Below are 14,721 nucleotides of genomic sequence, written 5' to 3'. Positions count from 1 at the left end.
CGGACGCAGGCCCGCGGCGGCCTGGCGGGGTCCGTGACGTGCCGCTCGGACGCAGGCCCGCGGCGGCCTGGCGGGGTCCGTGACGTGCCGCTCGGACGCAGGCCCGCGGCGGCCTGGCGGGGTCCGTGACGTGCCGCTCGGACGAAGACCCGCGACACCCCGGCCGGGCCCGCGACGCCGTACAGACGCAGACCCCGCGACGCCGAAATGGTCCGCACGAAGCCCCTAGTTTCTAGCCCTTCCGCTGCGGGTTCACCGCTTCGAAGACCAGCACCCTCCGCTCCAGGTCGGCGTGGAACGTCGCCGGGTAGCGGTCACCGGTGACCGCACGGGTGAAGCCGTCGCTCGTCCGCCAGTGGGCGCCGTCCGGGACGTGCGGGAGGAGGTCCTTCGGGACCCGGGGCCGTACGGAGGCGGCCTGCCAGGAGTAGCCCTCCCGCAGCCGCCGCGCGTCGGCGTCGGCGAGGTGGACGACGCCGGCCATCCGGACGTCGGTGGGTCCCGGCACCGACCGGTCGTTCGCGCCGAGCACCTCGCCCTCCCAGACCACCGAGGTGAAGTCCCCGAACTCCGGGAACCGGGCCCGCACCGGCTCCTCGTCCTCCCGCAGGCCCTCCGGCCGGTCCGCCCTGGCCGCCGAGTCCCCCGTACGATCCGGGCTCCCCGGTCGCGGCTGCTCGCCGCAACCCGTGAGCACGAGCGCGGCCACGGCGGCCGTGACAGCGGTGGCGAGCCGTGCGGTGGACAGGCGCCGGAGCGGTCCGGCCGCGCCAGAACTCATCGAGGGTCTCCCATTCCGTCGAGCAGGGCCGCGAGGCCGAAGCGGAACTCCTGCTCACCGTCGGGCAGGTTGAGCGGTTCGGCGAGTTCCCGGACCAACGGGAACTGCGGCATTCCGGCGAACAGTTCGGTCATCGCGGCCCTCTCCTCCACGCTGCGCGCGGCACCCCCGGTTCCCAGCAGCGCCGTACCGATGACGAAGTGAGCGACCGTCAGATAGATCTGGACCGCCCGCGACGGCTCCCACCCGGCTCGCCGCGGCCTCCCTGCGCATCGACGTCCAGGCCCGCTCCTCGATGTGGGAGGACCTCCGGCGCGGCCGCCCGACCGAGATCGACTCCCGCCAGGGCGAGATCGTCACCCTGGCGGCGGCCCACGGGCGGACGGCACCCGCCAACGCCCGCCTCGTCACCCTGGTCCGCGAGGCGGAGTCGGCACCGCGGACCTGGACGGGCCCGGACCTGTACGCCGAGCTGCGCGCGGCCCGCTGACGCGAAGTCGCCGAGTCCAGGAGAGCGGCGGCGCCTCGCGCCCAACAGACCGGCGCCCTACGCCCCTTCGTCGTGATCGGTGCCGGGCAAAGGGGTCAGCACCCGTGTGCTGGTCTGCTGGTAGATCACGGAACTCCGGAAGCTCACCACCTCCCGCCGCGCACTGAACCGGTCCATGAGGAAGGCGTGCAGCAACTCGATGTCCGGCACGGCCACGTGAACGACGAAGTCGTCGTCCCCGGAGACCACGAACACGGAGACCACCTCGGGGAGTTGGGCCAGATACGCCTCGAAGCCGGATATCACGTCGCGGCTGAGCGGACGGAGGCGGGCGAAGACGAGGGCCTGGAGGGAGCGTCCGAGCAGGCGCGGCTGCACGGCGGCGTGGTAGCCGGTGATCACACCACGGGCCCGCAGCGAGCGGACCCGCTCCAGACAGGTGGAGGGCGCGATGCCGACCTTGCGCGCCAACTCTCGGTTGGTGAGCCGTGCTTCGCGCTGGAGATGGCTGAGGATCGCCGAATCAATGCTGTCCATGGCCGTCATTCTGCCCAGCGTTCCGAATTTCGTTCGGGTGTGCGTCAACTGTGCCGTATCGCGCCCTAGATTGCCCATCAACTGCCGTATCCGAAGGGAGCTGGGGTCCCATGACGACCGCTGTCGATCACTACGACCGGTTTCTCGCCGAGCACTACACCTGGATGCTGGGCGGTGACCTGCTCGCGCTCGCCGCGGCCCAGCGGGCCCATCTGATCGAGTGGGGCGTGGTGCCCGGTCCGGCCGGTTCGGTGGCCGTGGACCTGGGCTGCGGCCCGGGGCACACCAGCCTCGCCCTGGCGGGCCTGGGCTTCGACCCGGTCCTCGCCGTCGACCTCAGCCGACCGCTCCTGGACGAACTGGCCGCGTATGCCGATGGTGTACCCGCCGTGCGCCACAACCGGGCCGCCCACATCGGACTGGGGCTGCTGCCGTCCTCGCGCGGCAAGGGCTACGGCACCGACGTGGTCGCGGTGCTGTGCCACTACGGCTTCGTCGTGCGCGGTCTGCAGCGGCTGCAGATCGAGACGCTGGCGGACAACACCGCGATGCTGCGCTCCGCCGAGCACAACGGCTTCGTCCGCGAGGGCGTGCTGCGCTCCTCGGCCTGGGTGATGGGCGAGTTCCTCGACGAGGTCCTGCTCGGGCTCCTCGCCCAGGACTGGAAGCCGGGCTCGAAGGGCTAGGCACCGGCGTCCGGATCGTGCCAGTCCCGAGCGGGGTCGGCCGACAGGTGCTGTCCCTCTCATGGCCGGCCTGAGCCGTGGCTGACCCGCCGGACGGCACCGGCGGTGGGGCGTTCGAAAAACCAGTGGAGCAGCGCCGCTGTGCGCCACTACCGTGCGGCCGAACCCAGTCGTCGAGGCAAGGACGTGCCGTTGTACACCGTGTGAGACCTCCCCGAGAGCTGATTGGTCGCGCGTCGCGCATCCGCGCCGCGCTGCTTCTTGCTGCGGACTCCTCACACTGAAACCGGTGTACTTCTGTGCTCAACAACTGGGTGGTCATGCCCACCTGCCTGCCGACCGTTCGCCGCCGTTGCCACGCGTGCGCGTCCGAACGCTTCCGGGCCAACGGCAAATTCCGCGTCAACGCCAACCACAAGCTCCTCGACGCCTGGCTCCTCGTGCTCTGCGCCGCCTGCGGGGACACGGCGAAACTCACGGTCCTGGAACGGATGAACGTGCGCTCCGTACGGCCCGAGCTGCTGGACCGGATGCACGACAACGACCCTGGCCTGGCAGCCGAGCTGCTCCAGGATCCGGTCGTGCAGCGCCGTAATCGCATCGCCCTCGACTGGGACGGCGCCTGGCGCCTCGACACCGGCGGCTCGGATCACCTGGACCGCGAGGTGATCGACATCTCGGTCCGCTTCGCGGCGCGGATCCCCGTCCGGCCGGTGCGCCTGATCGCCGAGGGCTGCGGTCTCTCGCGGGCCGGGGCCGAGAGACTGATCACCGAGGGCAGACTCGTCTCGGCGGTCCGGCTGAGCGGCAAGCTCTCCGGTGACTTCACCTTCACGCTCAAACGCTGAACCCCCGCCCGGGGCCTGTCCGGCACCGTTCGCCGGACAGGCCCCGGGACGCGAACGCCCTCATCCGCCACCACCGCCACACCCATGCGGACCGGGGCACCTGACTCTCGTTCATATTTCTCCACGCCGCAGGACGGGACCCACACCATCGCGTACGGTGAGTGCGCGCAGACGACCACGGAGTAATCGTGGACGTCCGCATCCGGCCGTCATGGGGGAGGGACGGTGATGTGGGCAACCGCCCGCCCGGTGTCCCGGGCCGCATCGTCCGCCCTGGTCCCGCAGGCGTCATCGCGCTTCGCGCGCACGCGGTCCGCGCACACGACCAGCCCCTCACGGCGGCGCTCCGCCGTAGTCCTGGCCCTGGCCGGTGGGGCGTTCGGCGCTTGCGTACTGATCGTCACCGCGCCCGACCGGCACGCCGACTCGACGTCAACCCTGTTCTCCGCGGCCGTCGGCGGGCTCTACCTCGCGGCCGGACTCCTCGCCCGATGGCGCAGGCCCGCCAACGTGGTCGGACTGCTGATGCTGCTCGTCGGCATCGGCTGGTTCGCGGAGGACCTCCAGATCTCCACCGACCCCCTCGTGCACACCATGGGCCTGTTCCTGCGCTCCGCGGCCACCGGCTTCGTCGTCCCGCTGCTGCTCGTGTTCCCGTACGGCAGGCTCCGCTCCCGTGAGGACGACGGCCCGGTCGGCGCCCTGGTCGACCGGGCGCTGCTGGTCGCGGGCTGCGCGGCGGCCTTCGGGCTCCAGCCGGCCGGAGTACCCTTCCACGCCTCCGTTACCCCCAATCTGCTGCTGGTGCACCCCGTCTGGGCGCTGCGGCAGGTCACCGACGCGGTGCAACTCGCCCTCAGCGCGGCCGCGGTCGTGGTCCTCGCCTGGCGCTGGGCCGCCGCGTCCCGGCCGTACCGTCGCGAACTCACCCCGGTCCTCGCCGTCGGCCTGGTCGGTGGCCTCGCGTCCGGGCTCGACGCGGCCCTCGGCGCCGGACGTGCCTGGTCGCACACCCCGCTCCTCGCGGTCGTCCACCTGTCCGTGCTGCTGCTGCCGCTCGCCTTCCTGGCCGGCGTATGGCGCATCCGGCTGGGCCGGACCGCCGTGGCCGAACTGCTGCGCCGACTGCCGCTGCCCTCGCACACGGCGCTGCGCGCCGCGCTCGCGCAGAGCCTCGGGGACCCGTCCATCCGGCTGGGGCTCCCCGCGCCCGACGGCGAAGGCTACGTTGACACCGACGGCGACCGGCTCGCCCCGGGGCCGGGAACCTGGACGAGCCCTCTGGAGCGCGACGGACGACGGGTCGGCGTCCTCGTCCACGACCCCGCGCTGCGCGAGGACCGCCATGTCCTGGAGGCGGTCGTCTCGGCGGCGGCGCTGGAACTCGACAACCAGGCCCTGATCGCCGAACTGCGCCAGTCCCGCCGACGCGTCGTCGAGGCCGGTGACGAGCAACGGCAGGAGCTGGAACGCTCCTTGCACGACGGAGCGCAGCAGAGCTTCGTCAACCTTGGCCTCCAACTACACCTCGCCCGGCAGCGGTTGAGCGGCACGGCGGCACACGACCCGGAGCTCGCCGTGCTGCTCGACAAGGCCCTCGCCACCCTGGACCGCGGCCACGCCGAACTGCGGGTCGCGGCCCGGGGCATCCACCCCGCGGTGCTCGGCGAGGTGGGGCTGGCCGCCGCGCTGCGCTCGCTCGCCGCCGACCTTCCCCTGCCGGTGGACATCCGTGCGGTCGTACCGCCCGGCCTGTCGCCCGCGGTCGAACTCACCCTGTACTACGTCGTGAAGGAGGCACTCAGCAACGTGCTCAAGCACGCCGACGCCGAGACGGTCCGCGTCGGACTCCGGCACCGTGACGGTGTCCTGCGGCTGACCGTCGCCGACGACGGCGTGGGCGGCGCGGACCCGGCCGCCGGAGGCACCGGGCTGCTGGGACTGCGCCACCGGGTCTCCGCCTACGACGGCGAACTGACCGTCCGCAGCCGTCCCGGCGAGGGAACGGAGGTCTCGGTCACGCTGCCCCTGGCCGACGGGGCAGCCGCGAGCGAAGGGGGCGAACCGGCATGACCGGGGAACGGATCGACTGGAAGCCCAGCCGGGCGTTGCGCATCGTGCTGGCCGACGACGACTCCGAGTATCTGCACAGCCTGGGCGCCCTCCTGGAGAACGCCGGGCACCAGGTCGTCGCGCGGGCCGGTGACGCGAGCGAGCTGCTGACCGCGGTCGCCGACCCGCTGCCCGATCTGGCCGTCATCGACATCAGGATGCCGCCGACCCACCGGCTCGAAGGCCTCCAGGCAGCCGTGGAGATCCGCCGCACCCGCCCCGGGGTGGGCATCCTGCTGCTCTCCAAGCATGTCGAACTGACCCATCTGCGCCCGCTGCTGGACGCCGGACCCGGTCCCGACACCCCCGAGGCGGGCGGCATCGGCTACCAGTTGAAGTGGCGGGTCATCGGGCCCGACTTCGTGACCGACGTCGTCCACAGCGTCGCGGCCGGCGGATACCGGATCGACCCGGAGATCCGGGAGGCCGTCCACAGCACCGCACGAAGACGCGGGCGGCTCGCCGGTCTGACGGGCCAGCACCTCAACGTCCTGCACCTCATGGCGCAGGGACTGTCCAACTCGGCCATCGCAGCCAAGCTGCTGGTCAGCAAACGGACCGTCGAGGACCACATCAGCACCATCTTCGGGCGTCTCGGTCTGCCGCCGGAGGAGAGTGAGACGCACGACCGCCGCGTGCGGGCCGTGCTGATGTACCTGGAGGAGGCGGACTGAACCGTCTGTGAACCGGCCGTGCCCGTACGACACTTCCCGGGCCCTTGGACCCGTGCCCGCACGGATGTGCCGTGACCCCGTGTCCTTCCACACTGGTGCGAGCGCGCTCGCCGCCCGGCGGGCGCAGCCGCGTCCGGAAGGAAACAGAGCGACGATCATGACACGCACACGGGGGAGCGGGCGCGCGGTCATCGCGCTCGCGGTCGTCCTGGCCGTCATCGGCCTGCTGACGACGGGATGCTTCGCCGCCAAGACCGCCGTACGGGCCGTCGCCCGCGGTGTGCCGACGGCGTCACCGTTCTTCAAGAAGGCGCTCGGCCTCGGGGCGGACTTCGCCCTGGGCGAGGCGCTCAGCCGCATCGGCGGCGAGATACAGGGCGACGAGCCCGGCCTGTACGGCGGCACCAAGGACACCAGCCGCTGCGACAAGGCGAGGCTCACCGACTTCCTGCTGAAGCCGGAGAACCGCCGCAAGGCCGAACAGTGGGCCGAGGCCCAGGGCCTGGACGGTGTCGAGGAGATCGTCGGTTTCGTGAAGAAGCTGACGCCCGTACTGCTGCGGGGCGACACGCTCGTCAAGAACCACGACTACGAGAAGGGGGAGGCCAAGGCGTTCTACGCGCTGCTCGAAGCGGGCATCGCCGTCCTGGTCGACGAGTTGGGCAGACCGGCCGTGCAGTGCAGTTGCGGCAACCCGCTCGGCGCGTACGACAAGGACATCGGTGACGCGAAGGTCGAGTTCAAGGGCGACAACAAGCGGTGGGCGTCCTACGACGACAAGAAGATGACCAAGGTGAAGCCCACGCCGGAGCAGCAACCGGTTGAGGTCTACGAACTGGTCGACGTCGAGGACCCCGACGCCGGGCTGGCCCGCGAGGCCGGCTCCGACGGCACCGAGGACGAGGTCCTGCCCGAGCCGCCGACCGACGAGCCGAGCGGCGAACCGTCCGCCGAGGAGACCACGGAACCGGCCGTGCTCCCCGGCCTCACCGGCATGCAGGTCGACGAGGCGCGCCAACTCCTGCAGAGCCAGGGCCTGGTGGCGGAGACGACCGAGGAGGTGTCGGACGCGGCCGGGCCGGGCACGGTGATCGGCCAGAGCCCGCAGCCCGGCGAACCGGCGCCGCCGGGGTCGGTGGTGACCCTCGTCGTGGCCACGGACGTGATCGTCCCGACCGAGGAACCGTCCCCGATCATCGAGCCCAGCGAGGAACCGGTCGACGTCGAGGCTTCACCCGAGGAGACGGAGGACATTGGCGAACCCGGCGACGACAGCGGCCTCTTCGGCGGCGGGACGGGCGGCTGAGGGTACCGAGGAAGAGCAAAGGCGTCCCGGCCCCGGACCCCGCGCCGGCCGGGACGCCCGCGTGCTCGGGAACAGCCCGCGCCACGCCGCCGCAGACCCCGGATCGGCCGATGCGGAGACACAGGAATCAAGGTTTCCGTTTTGTCCTCTGGCCAACGCGCGTAGACCCCGGGCACCATCATCCTGCACCGCCTGCACAGCCGCCCTACAGGAAGCATGGCCCACCGCAGGAAGGTCCCCACATGAAGGCCATCAAGGCCCTGAAGCTCCGCTCGGTCCTGACCGCCCTCGCCCTCGTCATCGCCCCGGGTGCCGTCGTGGTCGGCACGGCCGGCGAGGCCTTCGCCGTCACGAAGATCTCGCACGCCACCGCGACCTCGATGTTCAGCCAGGTCGGCATCACCTGGTCGTCGTCCGGCAACTGCTCCGACCGCAACAACCCCACCTGTACGTCCTTCGAGCAGCTCAACCTGGCCACCGCCCAGGGCGCGCAGACCCTCAAGAGCGCCAGCGGCTGCGCACTGAACATCACCGGCGGCACCGAGACCGGCCACGCCTCCGGAACGTACTCGCACTGGAACGGCTACAAGCTCGACTACGCCAAGTACACCTGCATCGGGAACTACATCAAGAACACCTTCACCTACATCGGCCTGCGCGGTGACGGCGCCCCGCAGTGGCGCTCCGGTTCCGGCAATGTCTACGCCGACGAGGGCAACCACTGGGACGTCACCTACTACAACTGCGGCGGCTGCTGAGCCTCGCGAGACCCGGGAGAGTGTGAGGGCGGCCCGGACCGGGCCGCCCTCACCTCGCCCTAGCCGCCGTGCTTGACGTAGCTGACGGCGCCGATACCGGCACCGAAACTCAGCACGAGGGCCGAAGCCCCGGCGCCGGCCGCCGAGAGCAGCGGCATTCCGCCGATGACGGCGACGCAGACGACGAGAAGCGCCACGGTGGTGGCGAAGAAGAGGACAGCCGTGACTTCGAGCGCGCGATGATTGCACGCGGAAGCCTGAATCGGCGTCGACATGACAGGAACCTCCGTTGAACGACCACTTGCCGGAAAGAGGGCACACCTGACCGAGGTGTTCGGTTCGGTCAGAAGAAATCCGGCAATGGTGGAAGCCACTACGCCCTCAGGCGCCGCACGCGGCTCCTCCACCAGGTGATGTGGTTGTTCAACGAGTCCTCCAGGAAACAGGGTTGAGCGCCGTCCACGCTACGCGACCACGGATCGGCGTGCAACGAGAGCGCCGGGCGAGAACCTCAGACGCCGTGCAGCACGGCGAACAACCCCCGGACCCGGCCGCCGTCCGGTGTCTGCCACGGACCGCCGACGTGCCCGATCGCTCCCCGCGGCGCGAGAACAGGGCCGTCCCCGATGGGCCGCAGGACCCTCTGGAGACGCAGAGAGGTGCCGTCCGGAGCGACCAGACGGGTCCCTTCGCGGTCGTCGGTGGCGGCGAACTCCGTGGAGAGACGGCCTTCACCGGCGTAGGAGGTGACGACCTCCCGGTCCGGCGCGTCACTGACATTCTGGTCCTGGGCCTGCGCCCGCCCTTCGACCAGCGCCGCCAACTGGGCCACCGCCACCGGGTCCTGACATGCGTCGTAGGCCCAGCGCCGCCCCAGCACCCCGTGCTCCATGGTGCCGACGAGAGCGTGCTCGGCGGCCCCGTCGAGCGGCGCCCCCCCGATAGGTGAGCGGCACCAGGTGGGCGACCGGCTCCGGCCCCGAGACGTCGGTCACCACCATGAACTCGATCCCCACCTCGCCCTCCGGGTCGTCCAGCCGGAAGCCGCCGGCCTTCGCCAACTGCGGCTCGCCGCCACCCCGATACCAAGGGCGGGTGGGCAGCCACGAGCCGAGCAGCTCCAGCTTCGTCGGCTTCAGATCGGTGTGGTGGATGACGGCCATGCGAAGGGCTCCCTCTCCCGGGCGGATACGAATGTTCACACCTTCGCATCGGGCCGCCGTCGGCACGAGGTATTCCAACTGGCAAGATCGACGGCGCCGGTGAGGCCGCCCGCTCCGGGCGAGGCCGCTCGCCGGTCGCCCTGGCCGCCGTCGCCGCCGTCGTCTCGGTCACCGCCCCCGATGCCCCGCCGCTTCCTGCCCGAGCGGCCCACCACCTCGGTCACGGCCCGAACGCCCCTGTCTATGGCCGGATGCGGATGTCAGGATGCCTCCATGCAGATCATCAAAGGGGGGAACCTTCCGCTCAGCGGCGAGCCGATGCGGGTCGCCGTCGTACGACGTTCCGGGGGACCGGGGCAGTTGGAGGTCGACGCGGCCGCGCTGCTGGTCGACGCGAGCGGCAAGGTTCGGGGACAGGGCGACCTGGTGTTCTACAACCAGCCCGTGCACCAGGGGAGCGGCGTGAAGCTGCTGGGGAACGCGCAGGGCGAAGGCGGTGTCGTCGCCGACTGGCTGGAGATCGATCCCGGCCGGATCGAGCCGTCCGTGGAGCGGATCGTGGTCGCGGCGTCCTGCGAGGGCGGGACCTTCGCGGATGTCTCGGACCTGTACATGCAGGCCGTGAGTGCCGCGACCGGCGCGCAGTTGGCGCTGTACGCGCTCGAGGACGCGACGACGGAGACCGCGATCCTGCTGGGCGAGTTCTACCGCCGTAACGGAAGCTGGAAGTTCCGCGCGGTCGGACAGGGCTATGCCTCCGGACTGCCCGGACTGGCGGCGGACTTCGGCTTCACGGTGGCGCAGGAGCCGGCGGCGGCGTCCACGGCGCCCGGTCAGCTGCCTCCGGCGCCCCCGCTGCCCGAGACGATGACACCGCCCGCGCCCTTCCCCGACGCTGCCGTGCAGCCGCCGTATCCGGCTCCGCAGCCCGTTCCGTTCGCCCCTCCGCAGTCCGCTCCGGTCCCGGCTCCACGCCCGGCCCCGGCGCCCGCGCCGCTCCCTGCCCCGGCCCCTGCGCCGGCGCCGCTCCCGGCTCCCGCTCCCGCGCCGCTTCCCGACGCGGTGTCGCAGTCGCCGTACCCCGCTCCGGTCCCGCCCGCCGGCTCCGCCGGCGGTCCTGGCTTCCCGCGCAACGGACTGCCCGCCGAGTTCGGCCCCGACTTCCCGTACTTCGAGCAGAGCGGCAGCGGGGACGAGGTCGTGCGGGTCGACGTGCCGATCACGGCCGGGTTCGTGGTGGTCGAGCTGGTGAAGGAGGGCGACGGCGCCACGGAGATCGTCACGCTGGATCATCGCAACCAGAAGGACAAGGAGATCCTCTTCAGCTGGATCGAGAATCTGCGTGCTCGTGCCCTCGTGGACCACGACGGCCACGGTCCGCTGCGTCTTCACGTCATCACGCAGGACGACTGGACGCTGTCGGTCCGCCCGGTATCCACCCTCCGCGCCTTGAGCGAGGGCTGTATCGAGGGTCACGGACCGGATGTCGTCGCCCACACCGGTGACGCGGTCGATCTGGCGATCCGGACCCGGGGCGACGAGGACGGCGACGGCTTCTTCGAGATCGAGGCCGTGCGGCCCAACGGCAAGCGCGACGACGTGTTCAGCCGATGGGACAAGGGCCGTGGCTCCGCCCCGCTGACCGAGGGTCCTCGTCTGCTGGTCATCACCGCGCCCGGCGCCTGGTCGATCGAACCCCGCGACACGGGCTCCGGCTCCTTCTGGCGGCGCCGTCGCTGACCGTCCGAGCACGTGGTGACCGGTTGTGCGGCCTGACGGCCGGTCACCGCGGGCGGTCGGGGCCGTGTCGTCCCGACCGCTGTCCGCCCGACCGGGGCCGGTCAGGCCGGCCGGTCCCGTACGGCGGGTGTGGGGAAGTGGGGAAGGACGTCCTCGGCGAGTTCGTGCAGCAGTTCCTCGACGGGGCGGTCGTTGGGGCGCAGGTTGAGGGAGACGTGGGCGACACCGAGGGCGGCCATCTGTTCCAGGTGGTCGACCAGGGCCTTGCTGCCGGTGCTGAGTCCGAGGCGGATGGGGGCGGCCGGGGCGTCGGCGTCGTCCCGGAGGTTCAGGATCATGGGGGTGAGGTAGGGCTTGCGCCCCTCCGTCAGCTGCTGCCACGCGCGGGTCTTCAGGCGTAGCGCGCCCAGTTCGCGCGGGTAGTTGAGGGAGGCGTCGGCGTGCTCGGCGATCCACTCGGGGGTCTGCTGGGCGCCGCCCGCGACGGCGATGGGGATGCCCGCCGGGTGCGTGGGCCGGGGCAGGACCTCCAACTGCCGGTCCGCGGTGAGCCCGAACCGGGGCAGTTCCAGCGGACCGCCGCGCCAGGCGGCGCGCAGGGTCTCGACGCCCTCGCGGAACGTCGCACCGCGGGCCTGGAACTCGCGTCCGAACAGCGGGTATTCGACGGGCCGGTCACCGCTGGCCAGGCCGAGCAGCATGCGCCCGCCCGACAGGACGTCGACGGTGGCCGCCGCCTTGGCGACCAACAGGGGTTCGCGCAGCGGCAGGACGACGGCGGAGGTGCCGAGGACGACGTTCTCGGTGACGGCCGCGAGATGGCCGAGCTGGGTGAAGGTCTCGAAGACCGTCCCCGCGTCGCCGAACCCGACGGGGTCGTAGAGCGGTACGTCGCGCAGCCACAGGGCGGCGAAGCCGAGGCGGTCGGCGAGCCGTGCCAGCCGGGTGTGTTCGGTCAGGTCGGGGACGCCGAACGGGCGGCCGGCCGCACGGTCGACACGTCGGCGGTCGGGGCCCCAGTCGTGGTCGAGGGGCAGTTCCAGGCCGAGGGTGAGCCGCTCGCCGACGGGGGTCAGCCGGGCGAGGGCGGGGTGGCGGGACGCCATGGCGAGTCCTTCCGGGGAGCGACGGGGAGGCCCCGTTCCGGGCGGGGAGGCGGGAACGGGGCCGAGGGTGCCGGTGGCGCGGTCGCGCTCGTCCGGCACGGCTGGGGCGGGACCCGTCAGTTGAGCTCGTCGGGGTGCGGGCCCGTGCGCTGGTCACGGTCGAGGGCCGCGAGCGCCCGCATCTCGTCCGCGGTGAGCTCGAAGTCGAAGACGTCGAAGTTCTCGCGGATCCGGGCCGGGGTGACCGACTTGGGGATGACGACGTTGCCCAGCTGGAGGTGCCAGCGCAGGACGATCTGGGCCGGGGACTTGCCGTACCTGGCGGCGAGGGCGCCGATGACCGGGTGGTCCAGGACCGCGCCCTGGGCGAGCGGGCTCCACGCCTCCGTGGCGATCTTGCGCTCGGCGTGGAACGCGCGCAGCTCGGCCTGCGGCAGGCCGGGGTGCAGCTCGATCTGGTTGACGGCCGGGGTCAGCGTCGCGCCCTCCAGCAGTCGCTCCAGGTGGGCGGACTGGAAGTTGGAGACGCCGACCGCGCGGGCCCGGCCCTCCTGGGTGAGGCGTTCCAGGGCCCGCCAGGACTCGCGGTAGAGGTCGCGGCCGGGGGCCGGCCAGTGGATCAGGTAGAGGTCGACGTAGTCCAGGCCCAGCTTGGCGAGGCTGGAGTCGAAGGCCCGGAGGGTGGTGTCGTGGCCCTGGTCGGAGTTCCACAGCTTGGTGGTGACGAACAGGTCCTCGCGGGGGAGCCCGGACTCGGCGAGGGCACGGCCGACGCCGGACTCGTTGCCGTAGATCGCGGCGGTGTCGATGCTGCGGTAGCCGGTCTCCAGGGCGGCGGAGACGGCCGCGGTGGTCCGGTCGTCGGGGACCTGGAAGACGCCGAAGCCGAGCTGGGGGATCTGGACGCCGTTGTTGAGGGTGACGGTGGGGACGGAGGCGGGTGCCATGGGTGCGGGTGCTCCTTCACTTGGCGCGCGGGGAGAGGGTGTAGCGGACGGTCTGGGCGCTGATCAGGCCGTCCCGGAAGACGAAGGTGTCGACGCCGTCGTTGACTTCGTGGGTCGTGGTCCTGGCGGACCACTGCAGGAACAGGACATCCCCGGCGAACTGCCGCGTCAGCCGCCACTCGGCGTCGGGCAGGTCGGCCAGCAGACGGCCGATGCCCTCGCGTACGCCCTGGCGTCCGGTGAGTACGCCCTCGGGGGTGAGGAAGACGGCGTCCTCCGTGTAGTTCTGGCTGATCAGGTCGAGGTCTCCGGTGCCGAGCAGCGTGCCGTGGTCGGTGAAGACCTGTTGCGGGGAGCGGGGCATCAGGCGAGTTCCTTCGGTGCGGTGGTGGCGAAGGTGTGGTCCTGCGGGGTGTCGGACGGGGCGCCGGGCTGGACGGAGTCGACGAGGTCGGGGGTGGGGGTGTTGAGCTGGAGAGCGGTGCGGGCCTTGCGGGTGCTGGTCTCTCCGGAGACGAGGACGGCCCGCTCGTCGGGGCGAAAGGCGAGGAGGTGTCCGCCCGCGTCCGGGACGGTGATGCCGACCCGGACGCGGGCGGCCTGGGCGGCGCTGGGAGTGGCGGCGACCAGGATCTCGGCGTCCGTGGTGGTCGGCGGAGCGACAGCGGTGGTGCTCATGGCGCTTGTCCTAGAGGTGATCGGCGAAGGCCCCACTCGTCCAGTGTTGCTTGAGCGAGCCCCTAGTGCGCTTACACAATAGTTGCGTACGCGCTATAAATGCAAGCGCGGATTATGGGCGTGCTTCAAAGTGTGGAGAGTCCGCTGCGGCGGCTTCGGGTGGGGTGCCCGCGTGTGATCGATCGCGCGGGGGTGCGGGCGTGCGTCCGCCCGGTTCCCGCGCATGCGTCCGGCCCCTGTGGCGCGGCGGCGGCCGGACGGGGGTCAGTCGAGCGGGGAGGTGATCGCGCGGCTCGGGATCACCGTTGCGACGGCGGCGCGTCCACCGCTTCCACCGCCCTGACCAGTGACGTCAGGTCGGGGTTCAATGCGGCTTCGTCGAGTGCCTCGCGCAGGGCGGCGTCGTTGGTCGGCCGGGCCGCTTCCAGAAGCCTCAGGCCGGCCTCGCTGACCTGGGTGTAGATGCCGCGCCGGTCGGTCGGGCACAGATACCGGGACAGCAGGCCCCGGTCCTCCAGGCGGGTGACCAGGCGTGTCGTGGCGCTCTGGCTGAGCACGACCGCGTCGGCGACCTGCTTCATCTGCAGATGCCCGCCCACCCCGTCGTGCTGGCGGCTGAGCACGTCGAGCAGCGAGTACTCCCGGACGCTCAGGTCGTGCCTCGACTGCAGGGCGCGCTCGATGTGCGACTCGATCCTGCCGTGCAGGAGGGAGAGGGCGCCCCATCCGTTGGCGAGGGCGGTGAGGGCCGGGTCGGTGGCGGTCATGGGGTCCAGGTCTCCTTCCTGAAGCAGACATCGCACAGTGTACGCCGCAAAGCAAATATCGGCCAGAGCTAATATAAGGCGATTGCAAGTACCCAGGTCTCTCGTCGAGGGAGTCGGCGAACCGGTGC

At 71.6% G+C, this 14,721-nt stretch carries 17 protein-coding genes and 1 pseudogene; 8 read left to right on the top strand and 10 right to left on the bottom strand.

Features of this window, described 5'->3' with window-relative positions:
- Positions 1 to 232: 232 nt before the first annotated feature.
- Together ABZZ79_RS30410 and ABZZ79_RS30405 are read right to left on the bottom strand one after the other, a co-directional pair.
- Positions 233 to 781, bottom strand: coding sequence for a hypothetical protein (locus ABZZ79_RS30410; RefSeq protein WP_356694159.1), 549 nt, complete (start codon positions 779 to 781; stop codon positions 233 to 235).
- Positions 778 to 975: a TetR/AcrR family transcriptional regulator C-terminal domain-containing protein gene (locus ABZZ79_RS30405; protein ID WP_356694323.1), complete on the bottom strand. Its 198-nt coding sequence runs from the start codon at positions 973 to 975 to the stop codon at positions 778 to 780. Before ABZZ79_RS30405 ends, ABZZ79_RS30410 begins: the two co-directional genes overlap by 4 nt.
- Before the next feature lie 71 nt (positions 976 to 1,046).
- Between ABZZ79_RS30405 and ABZZ79_RS30400 the strand changes: the two genes are divergently transcribed.
- The gene (locus ABZZ79_RS30400; RefSeq protein WP_356694321.1) at positions 1,047 to 1,271 is read left to right on the top strand and encodes a ketopantoate reductase C-terminal domain-containing protein; all 225 of its coding nucleotides are present in this window, start codon (positions 1,047 to 1,049) and stop codon (positions 1,269 to 1,271) included.
- Between the two features lie 57 nt (positions 1,272 to 1,328).
- Here ABZZ79_RS30400 and ABZZ79_RS30395 read toward each other — a convergent pair whose 3' ends face one another.
- Positions 1,329 to 1,808 (bottom strand): Lrp/AsnC family transcriptional regulator, encoded by a 480-nt coding sequence (locus ABZZ79_RS30395; protein ID WP_356694157.1) that lies wholly within the window; start codon positions 1,806 to 1,808, stop codon positions 1,329 to 1,331.
- Positions 1,809 to 1,918: 110 nt separating this feature from the next.
- On the opposite strand from ABZZ79_RS30395, the gene ABZZ79_RS30390 reads away from it, so the two are divergent.
- The 6 genes from ABZZ79_RS30390 to ABZZ79_RS30365 all read left to right on the top strand — a co-directional run bounded on the left by ABZZ79_RS30390 (position 1,919) and on the right by ABZZ79_RS30365 (position 8,192).
- Positions 1,919 to 2,494, top strand: coding sequence for a GNAT family N-acetyltransferase (locus ABZZ79_RS30390; protein WP_356694155.1), 576 nt, complete (start codon positions 1,919 to 1,921; stop codon positions 2,492 to 2,494).
- 299 nt (positions 2,495 to 2,793) lie between these two features.
- Positions 2,794 to 3,342 (top strand): DUF1062 domain-containing protein, encoded by a 549-nt coding sequence (locus tag ABZZ79_RS30385; protein ID WP_356694153.1) that lies wholly within the window; start codon positions 2,794 to 2,796, stop codon positions 3,340 to 3,342.
- Positions 3,343 to 3,570: 228 nt separating this feature from the next.
- Positions 3,571 to 5,415 (top strand): ATP-binding protein, encoded by a 1,845-nt coding sequence (locus tag ABZZ79_RS30380; RefSeq protein WP_356694151.1) that lies wholly within the window; start codon positions 3,571 to 3,573, stop codon positions 5,413 to 5,415.
- Positions 5,412 to 6,128, top strand: coding sequence for a response regulator transcription factor (locus ABZZ79_RS30375; RefSeq protein WP_356694149.1), 717 nt, complete (start codon positions 5,412 to 5,414; stop codon positions 6,126 to 6,128). The genes ABZZ79_RS30380 and ABZZ79_RS30375 overlap by 4 nt, the downstream gene beginning before the upstream one ends.
- A 157-nt stretch (positions 6,129 to 6,285) precedes the next feature.
- Positions 6,286 to 7,434 carry a PASTA domain-containing protein gene (locus ABZZ79_RS30370; RefSeq protein WP_356694147.1) on the top strand — a complete coding sequence of 383 codons (1,149 nt, stop codon included), beginning with the start codon at positions 6,286 to 6,288 and terminating at the stop codon, positions 7,432 to 7,434.
- 242 nt (positions 7,435 to 7,676) lie between these two features.
- Positions 7,677 to 8,192 carry a hypothetical protein gene (locus ABZZ79_RS30365; RefSeq protein ID WP_356694146.1) on the top strand — a complete coding sequence of 172 codons (516 nt, stop codon included), beginning with the start codon at positions 7,677 to 7,679 and terminating at the stop codon, positions 8,190 to 8,192.
- A gap of 59 nt (positions 8,193 to 8,251) precedes the next feature.
- Here ABZZ79_RS30365 and ABZZ79_RS30360 read toward each other — a convergent pair whose 3' ends face one another.
- Complete coding sequence (locus ABZZ79_RS30360) at positions 8,252 to 8,467, bottom strand: hypothetical protein (RefSeq protein WP_356694144.1); 216 nt, start codon at positions 8,465 to 8,467, stop codon at positions 8,252 to 8,254.
- 236 nt (positions 8,468 to 8,703) lie between these two features.
- Positions 8,704 to 9,355, bottom strand: a pseudogene (locus tag ABZZ79_RS30355) (1,4-alpha-glucan branching protein).
- A gap of 273 nt (positions 9,356 to 9,628) precedes the next feature.
- On the opposite strand from ABZZ79_RS30355, the gene ABZZ79_RS30350 reads away from it, so the two are divergent.
- Entirely contained in the window at positions 9,629 to 11,095 is a 1,467-nt protein-coding gene (locus ABZZ79_RS30350; protein WP_356694142.1) for a TerD family protein, read from the top strand.
- A 101-nt stretch (positions 11,096 to 11,196) separates the two neighbouring features.
- On the opposite strand, the gene ABZZ79_RS30345 is transcribed toward ABZZ79_RS30350, so the two are convergent.
- The 5 genes from ABZZ79_RS30345 to ABZZ79_RS30325 all read right to left on the bottom strand — a co-directional run bounded on the left by ABZZ79_RS30345 (position 11,197) and on the right by ABZZ79_RS30325 (position 14,593).
- Complete coding sequence (locus ABZZ79_RS30345; RefSeq protein ID WP_356694140.1) at positions 11,197 to 12,201, bottom strand: TIGR03571 family LLM class oxidoreductase; 1,005 nt, start codon at positions 12,199 to 12,201, stop codon at positions 11,197 to 11,199.
- A 116-nt stretch (positions 12,202 to 12,317) separates the two neighbouring features.
- Positions 12,318 to 13,148, bottom strand: a complete 831-nt coding sequence (locus tag ABZZ79_RS30340; RefSeq protein WP_356694138.1) for an aldo/keto reductase — start codon at positions 13,146 to 13,148, stop codon at positions 12,318 to 12,320.
- A gap of 16 nt (positions 13,149 to 13,164) precedes the next feature.
- Positions 13,165 to 13,512 (bottom strand): nuclear transport factor 2 family protein, encoded by a 348-nt coding sequence (locus ABZZ79_RS30335; protein WP_356694136.1) that lies wholly within the window; start codon positions 13,510 to 13,512, stop codon positions 13,165 to 13,167.
- Positions 13,512 to 13,826 (bottom strand): heme-binding protein, encoded by a 315-nt coding sequence (locus ABZZ79_RS30330; RefSeq protein WP_356694134.1) that lies wholly within the window; start codon positions 13,824 to 13,826, stop codon positions 13,512 to 13,514. Before ABZZ79_RS30330 ends, ABZZ79_RS30335 begins: the two co-directional genes overlap by 1 nt.
- A 299-nt stretch (positions 13,827 to 14,125) precedes the next feature.
- Entirely contained in the window at positions 14,126 to 14,593 is a 468-nt protein-coding gene (locus ABZZ79_RS30325; RefSeq protein ID WP_356694132.1) for a MarR family transcriptional regulator, read from the bottom strand.
- Positions 14,594 to 14,721: the final 128 nt, after the last annotated feature.

The sequence above is a fragment of the Streptomyces sp. NPDC006458 genome, from assembly GCF_040612135.1.
Taxonomy (GTDB): domain Bacteria; phylum Actinomycetota; class Actinomycetes; order Streptomycetales; family Streptomycetaceae; genus Streptomyces.
Note: the sequence above shows the minus strand (reverse complement) of the source record. Positions and strands in the feature narration are given on the sequence as shown.

Excerpts from the sequence above, each read along its gene's own strand:
- ABZZ79_RS30330 (WP_356694134.1), bottom strand. The coding sequence starts at position 13,826 with ATGAGCACCACCGCTGTCGCTCCGCCGACCACCACGGACGCCGAGATC.
- ABZZ79_RS30370 (WP_356694147.1), top strand. The coding sequence starts at position 6,286 with ATGACACGCACACGGGGGAGCGGGCGCGCGGTCATCGCGCTCGCGGTC.
- ABZZ79_RS30375 (WP_356694149.1), top strand. The coding sequence starts at position 5,412 with ATGACCGGGGAACGGATCGACTGGAAGCCCAGCCGGGCGTTGCGCATC.
- ABZZ79_RS30360 (WP_356694144.1), bottom strand. The coding sequence starts at position 8,467 with ATGTCGACGCCGATTCAGGCTTCCGCGTGCAATCATCGCGCGCTCGAA.
- ABZZ79_RS30350 (WP_356694142.1), top strand. The coding sequence starts at position 9,629 with ATGCAGATCATCAAAGGGGGGAACCTTCCGCTCAGCGGCGAGCCGATG.
- ABZZ79_RS30410 (WP_356694159.1), bottom strand. The coding sequence starts at position 781 with ATGAGTTCTGGCGCGGCCGGACCGCTCCGGCGCCTGTCCACCGCACGG.
- ABZZ79_RS30335 (WP_356694136.1), bottom strand. The coding sequence starts at position 13,512 with ATGCCCCGCTCCCCGCAACAGGTCTTCACCGACCACGGCACGCTGCTC.
- ABZZ79_RS30325 (WP_356694132.1), bottom strand. The coding sequence starts at position 14,593 with ATGACCGCCACCGACCCGGCCCTCACCGCCCTCGCCAACGGATGGGGC.
- ABZZ79_RS30340 (WP_356694138.1), bottom strand. The coding sequence starts at position 13,148 with ATGGCACCCGCCTCCGTCCCCACCGTCACCCTCAACAACGGCGTCCAG.
- ABZZ79_RS30390 (WP_356694155.1), top strand. The coding sequence starts at position 1,919 with ATGACGACCGCTGTCGATCACTACGACCGGTTTCTCGCCGAGCACTAC.
- ABZZ79_RS30365 (WP_356694146.1), top strand. The coding sequence starts at position 7,677 with ATGAAGGCCATCAAGGCCCTGAAGCTCCGCTCGGTCCTGACCGCCCTC.
- ABZZ79_RS30380 (WP_356694151.1), top strand. The coding sequence starts at position 3,571 with ATGTGGGCAACCGCCCGCCCGGTGTCCCGGGCCGCATCGTCCGCCCTG.
- ABZZ79_RS30395 (WP_356694157.1), bottom strand. The coding sequence starts at position 1,808 with ATGGACAGCATTGATTCGGCGATCCTCAGCCATCTCCAGCGCGAAGCA.
- ABZZ79_RS30345 (WP_356694140.1), bottom strand. The coding sequence starts at position 12,201 with ATGGCGTCCCGCCACCCCGCCCTCGCCCGGCTGACCCCCGTCGGCGAG.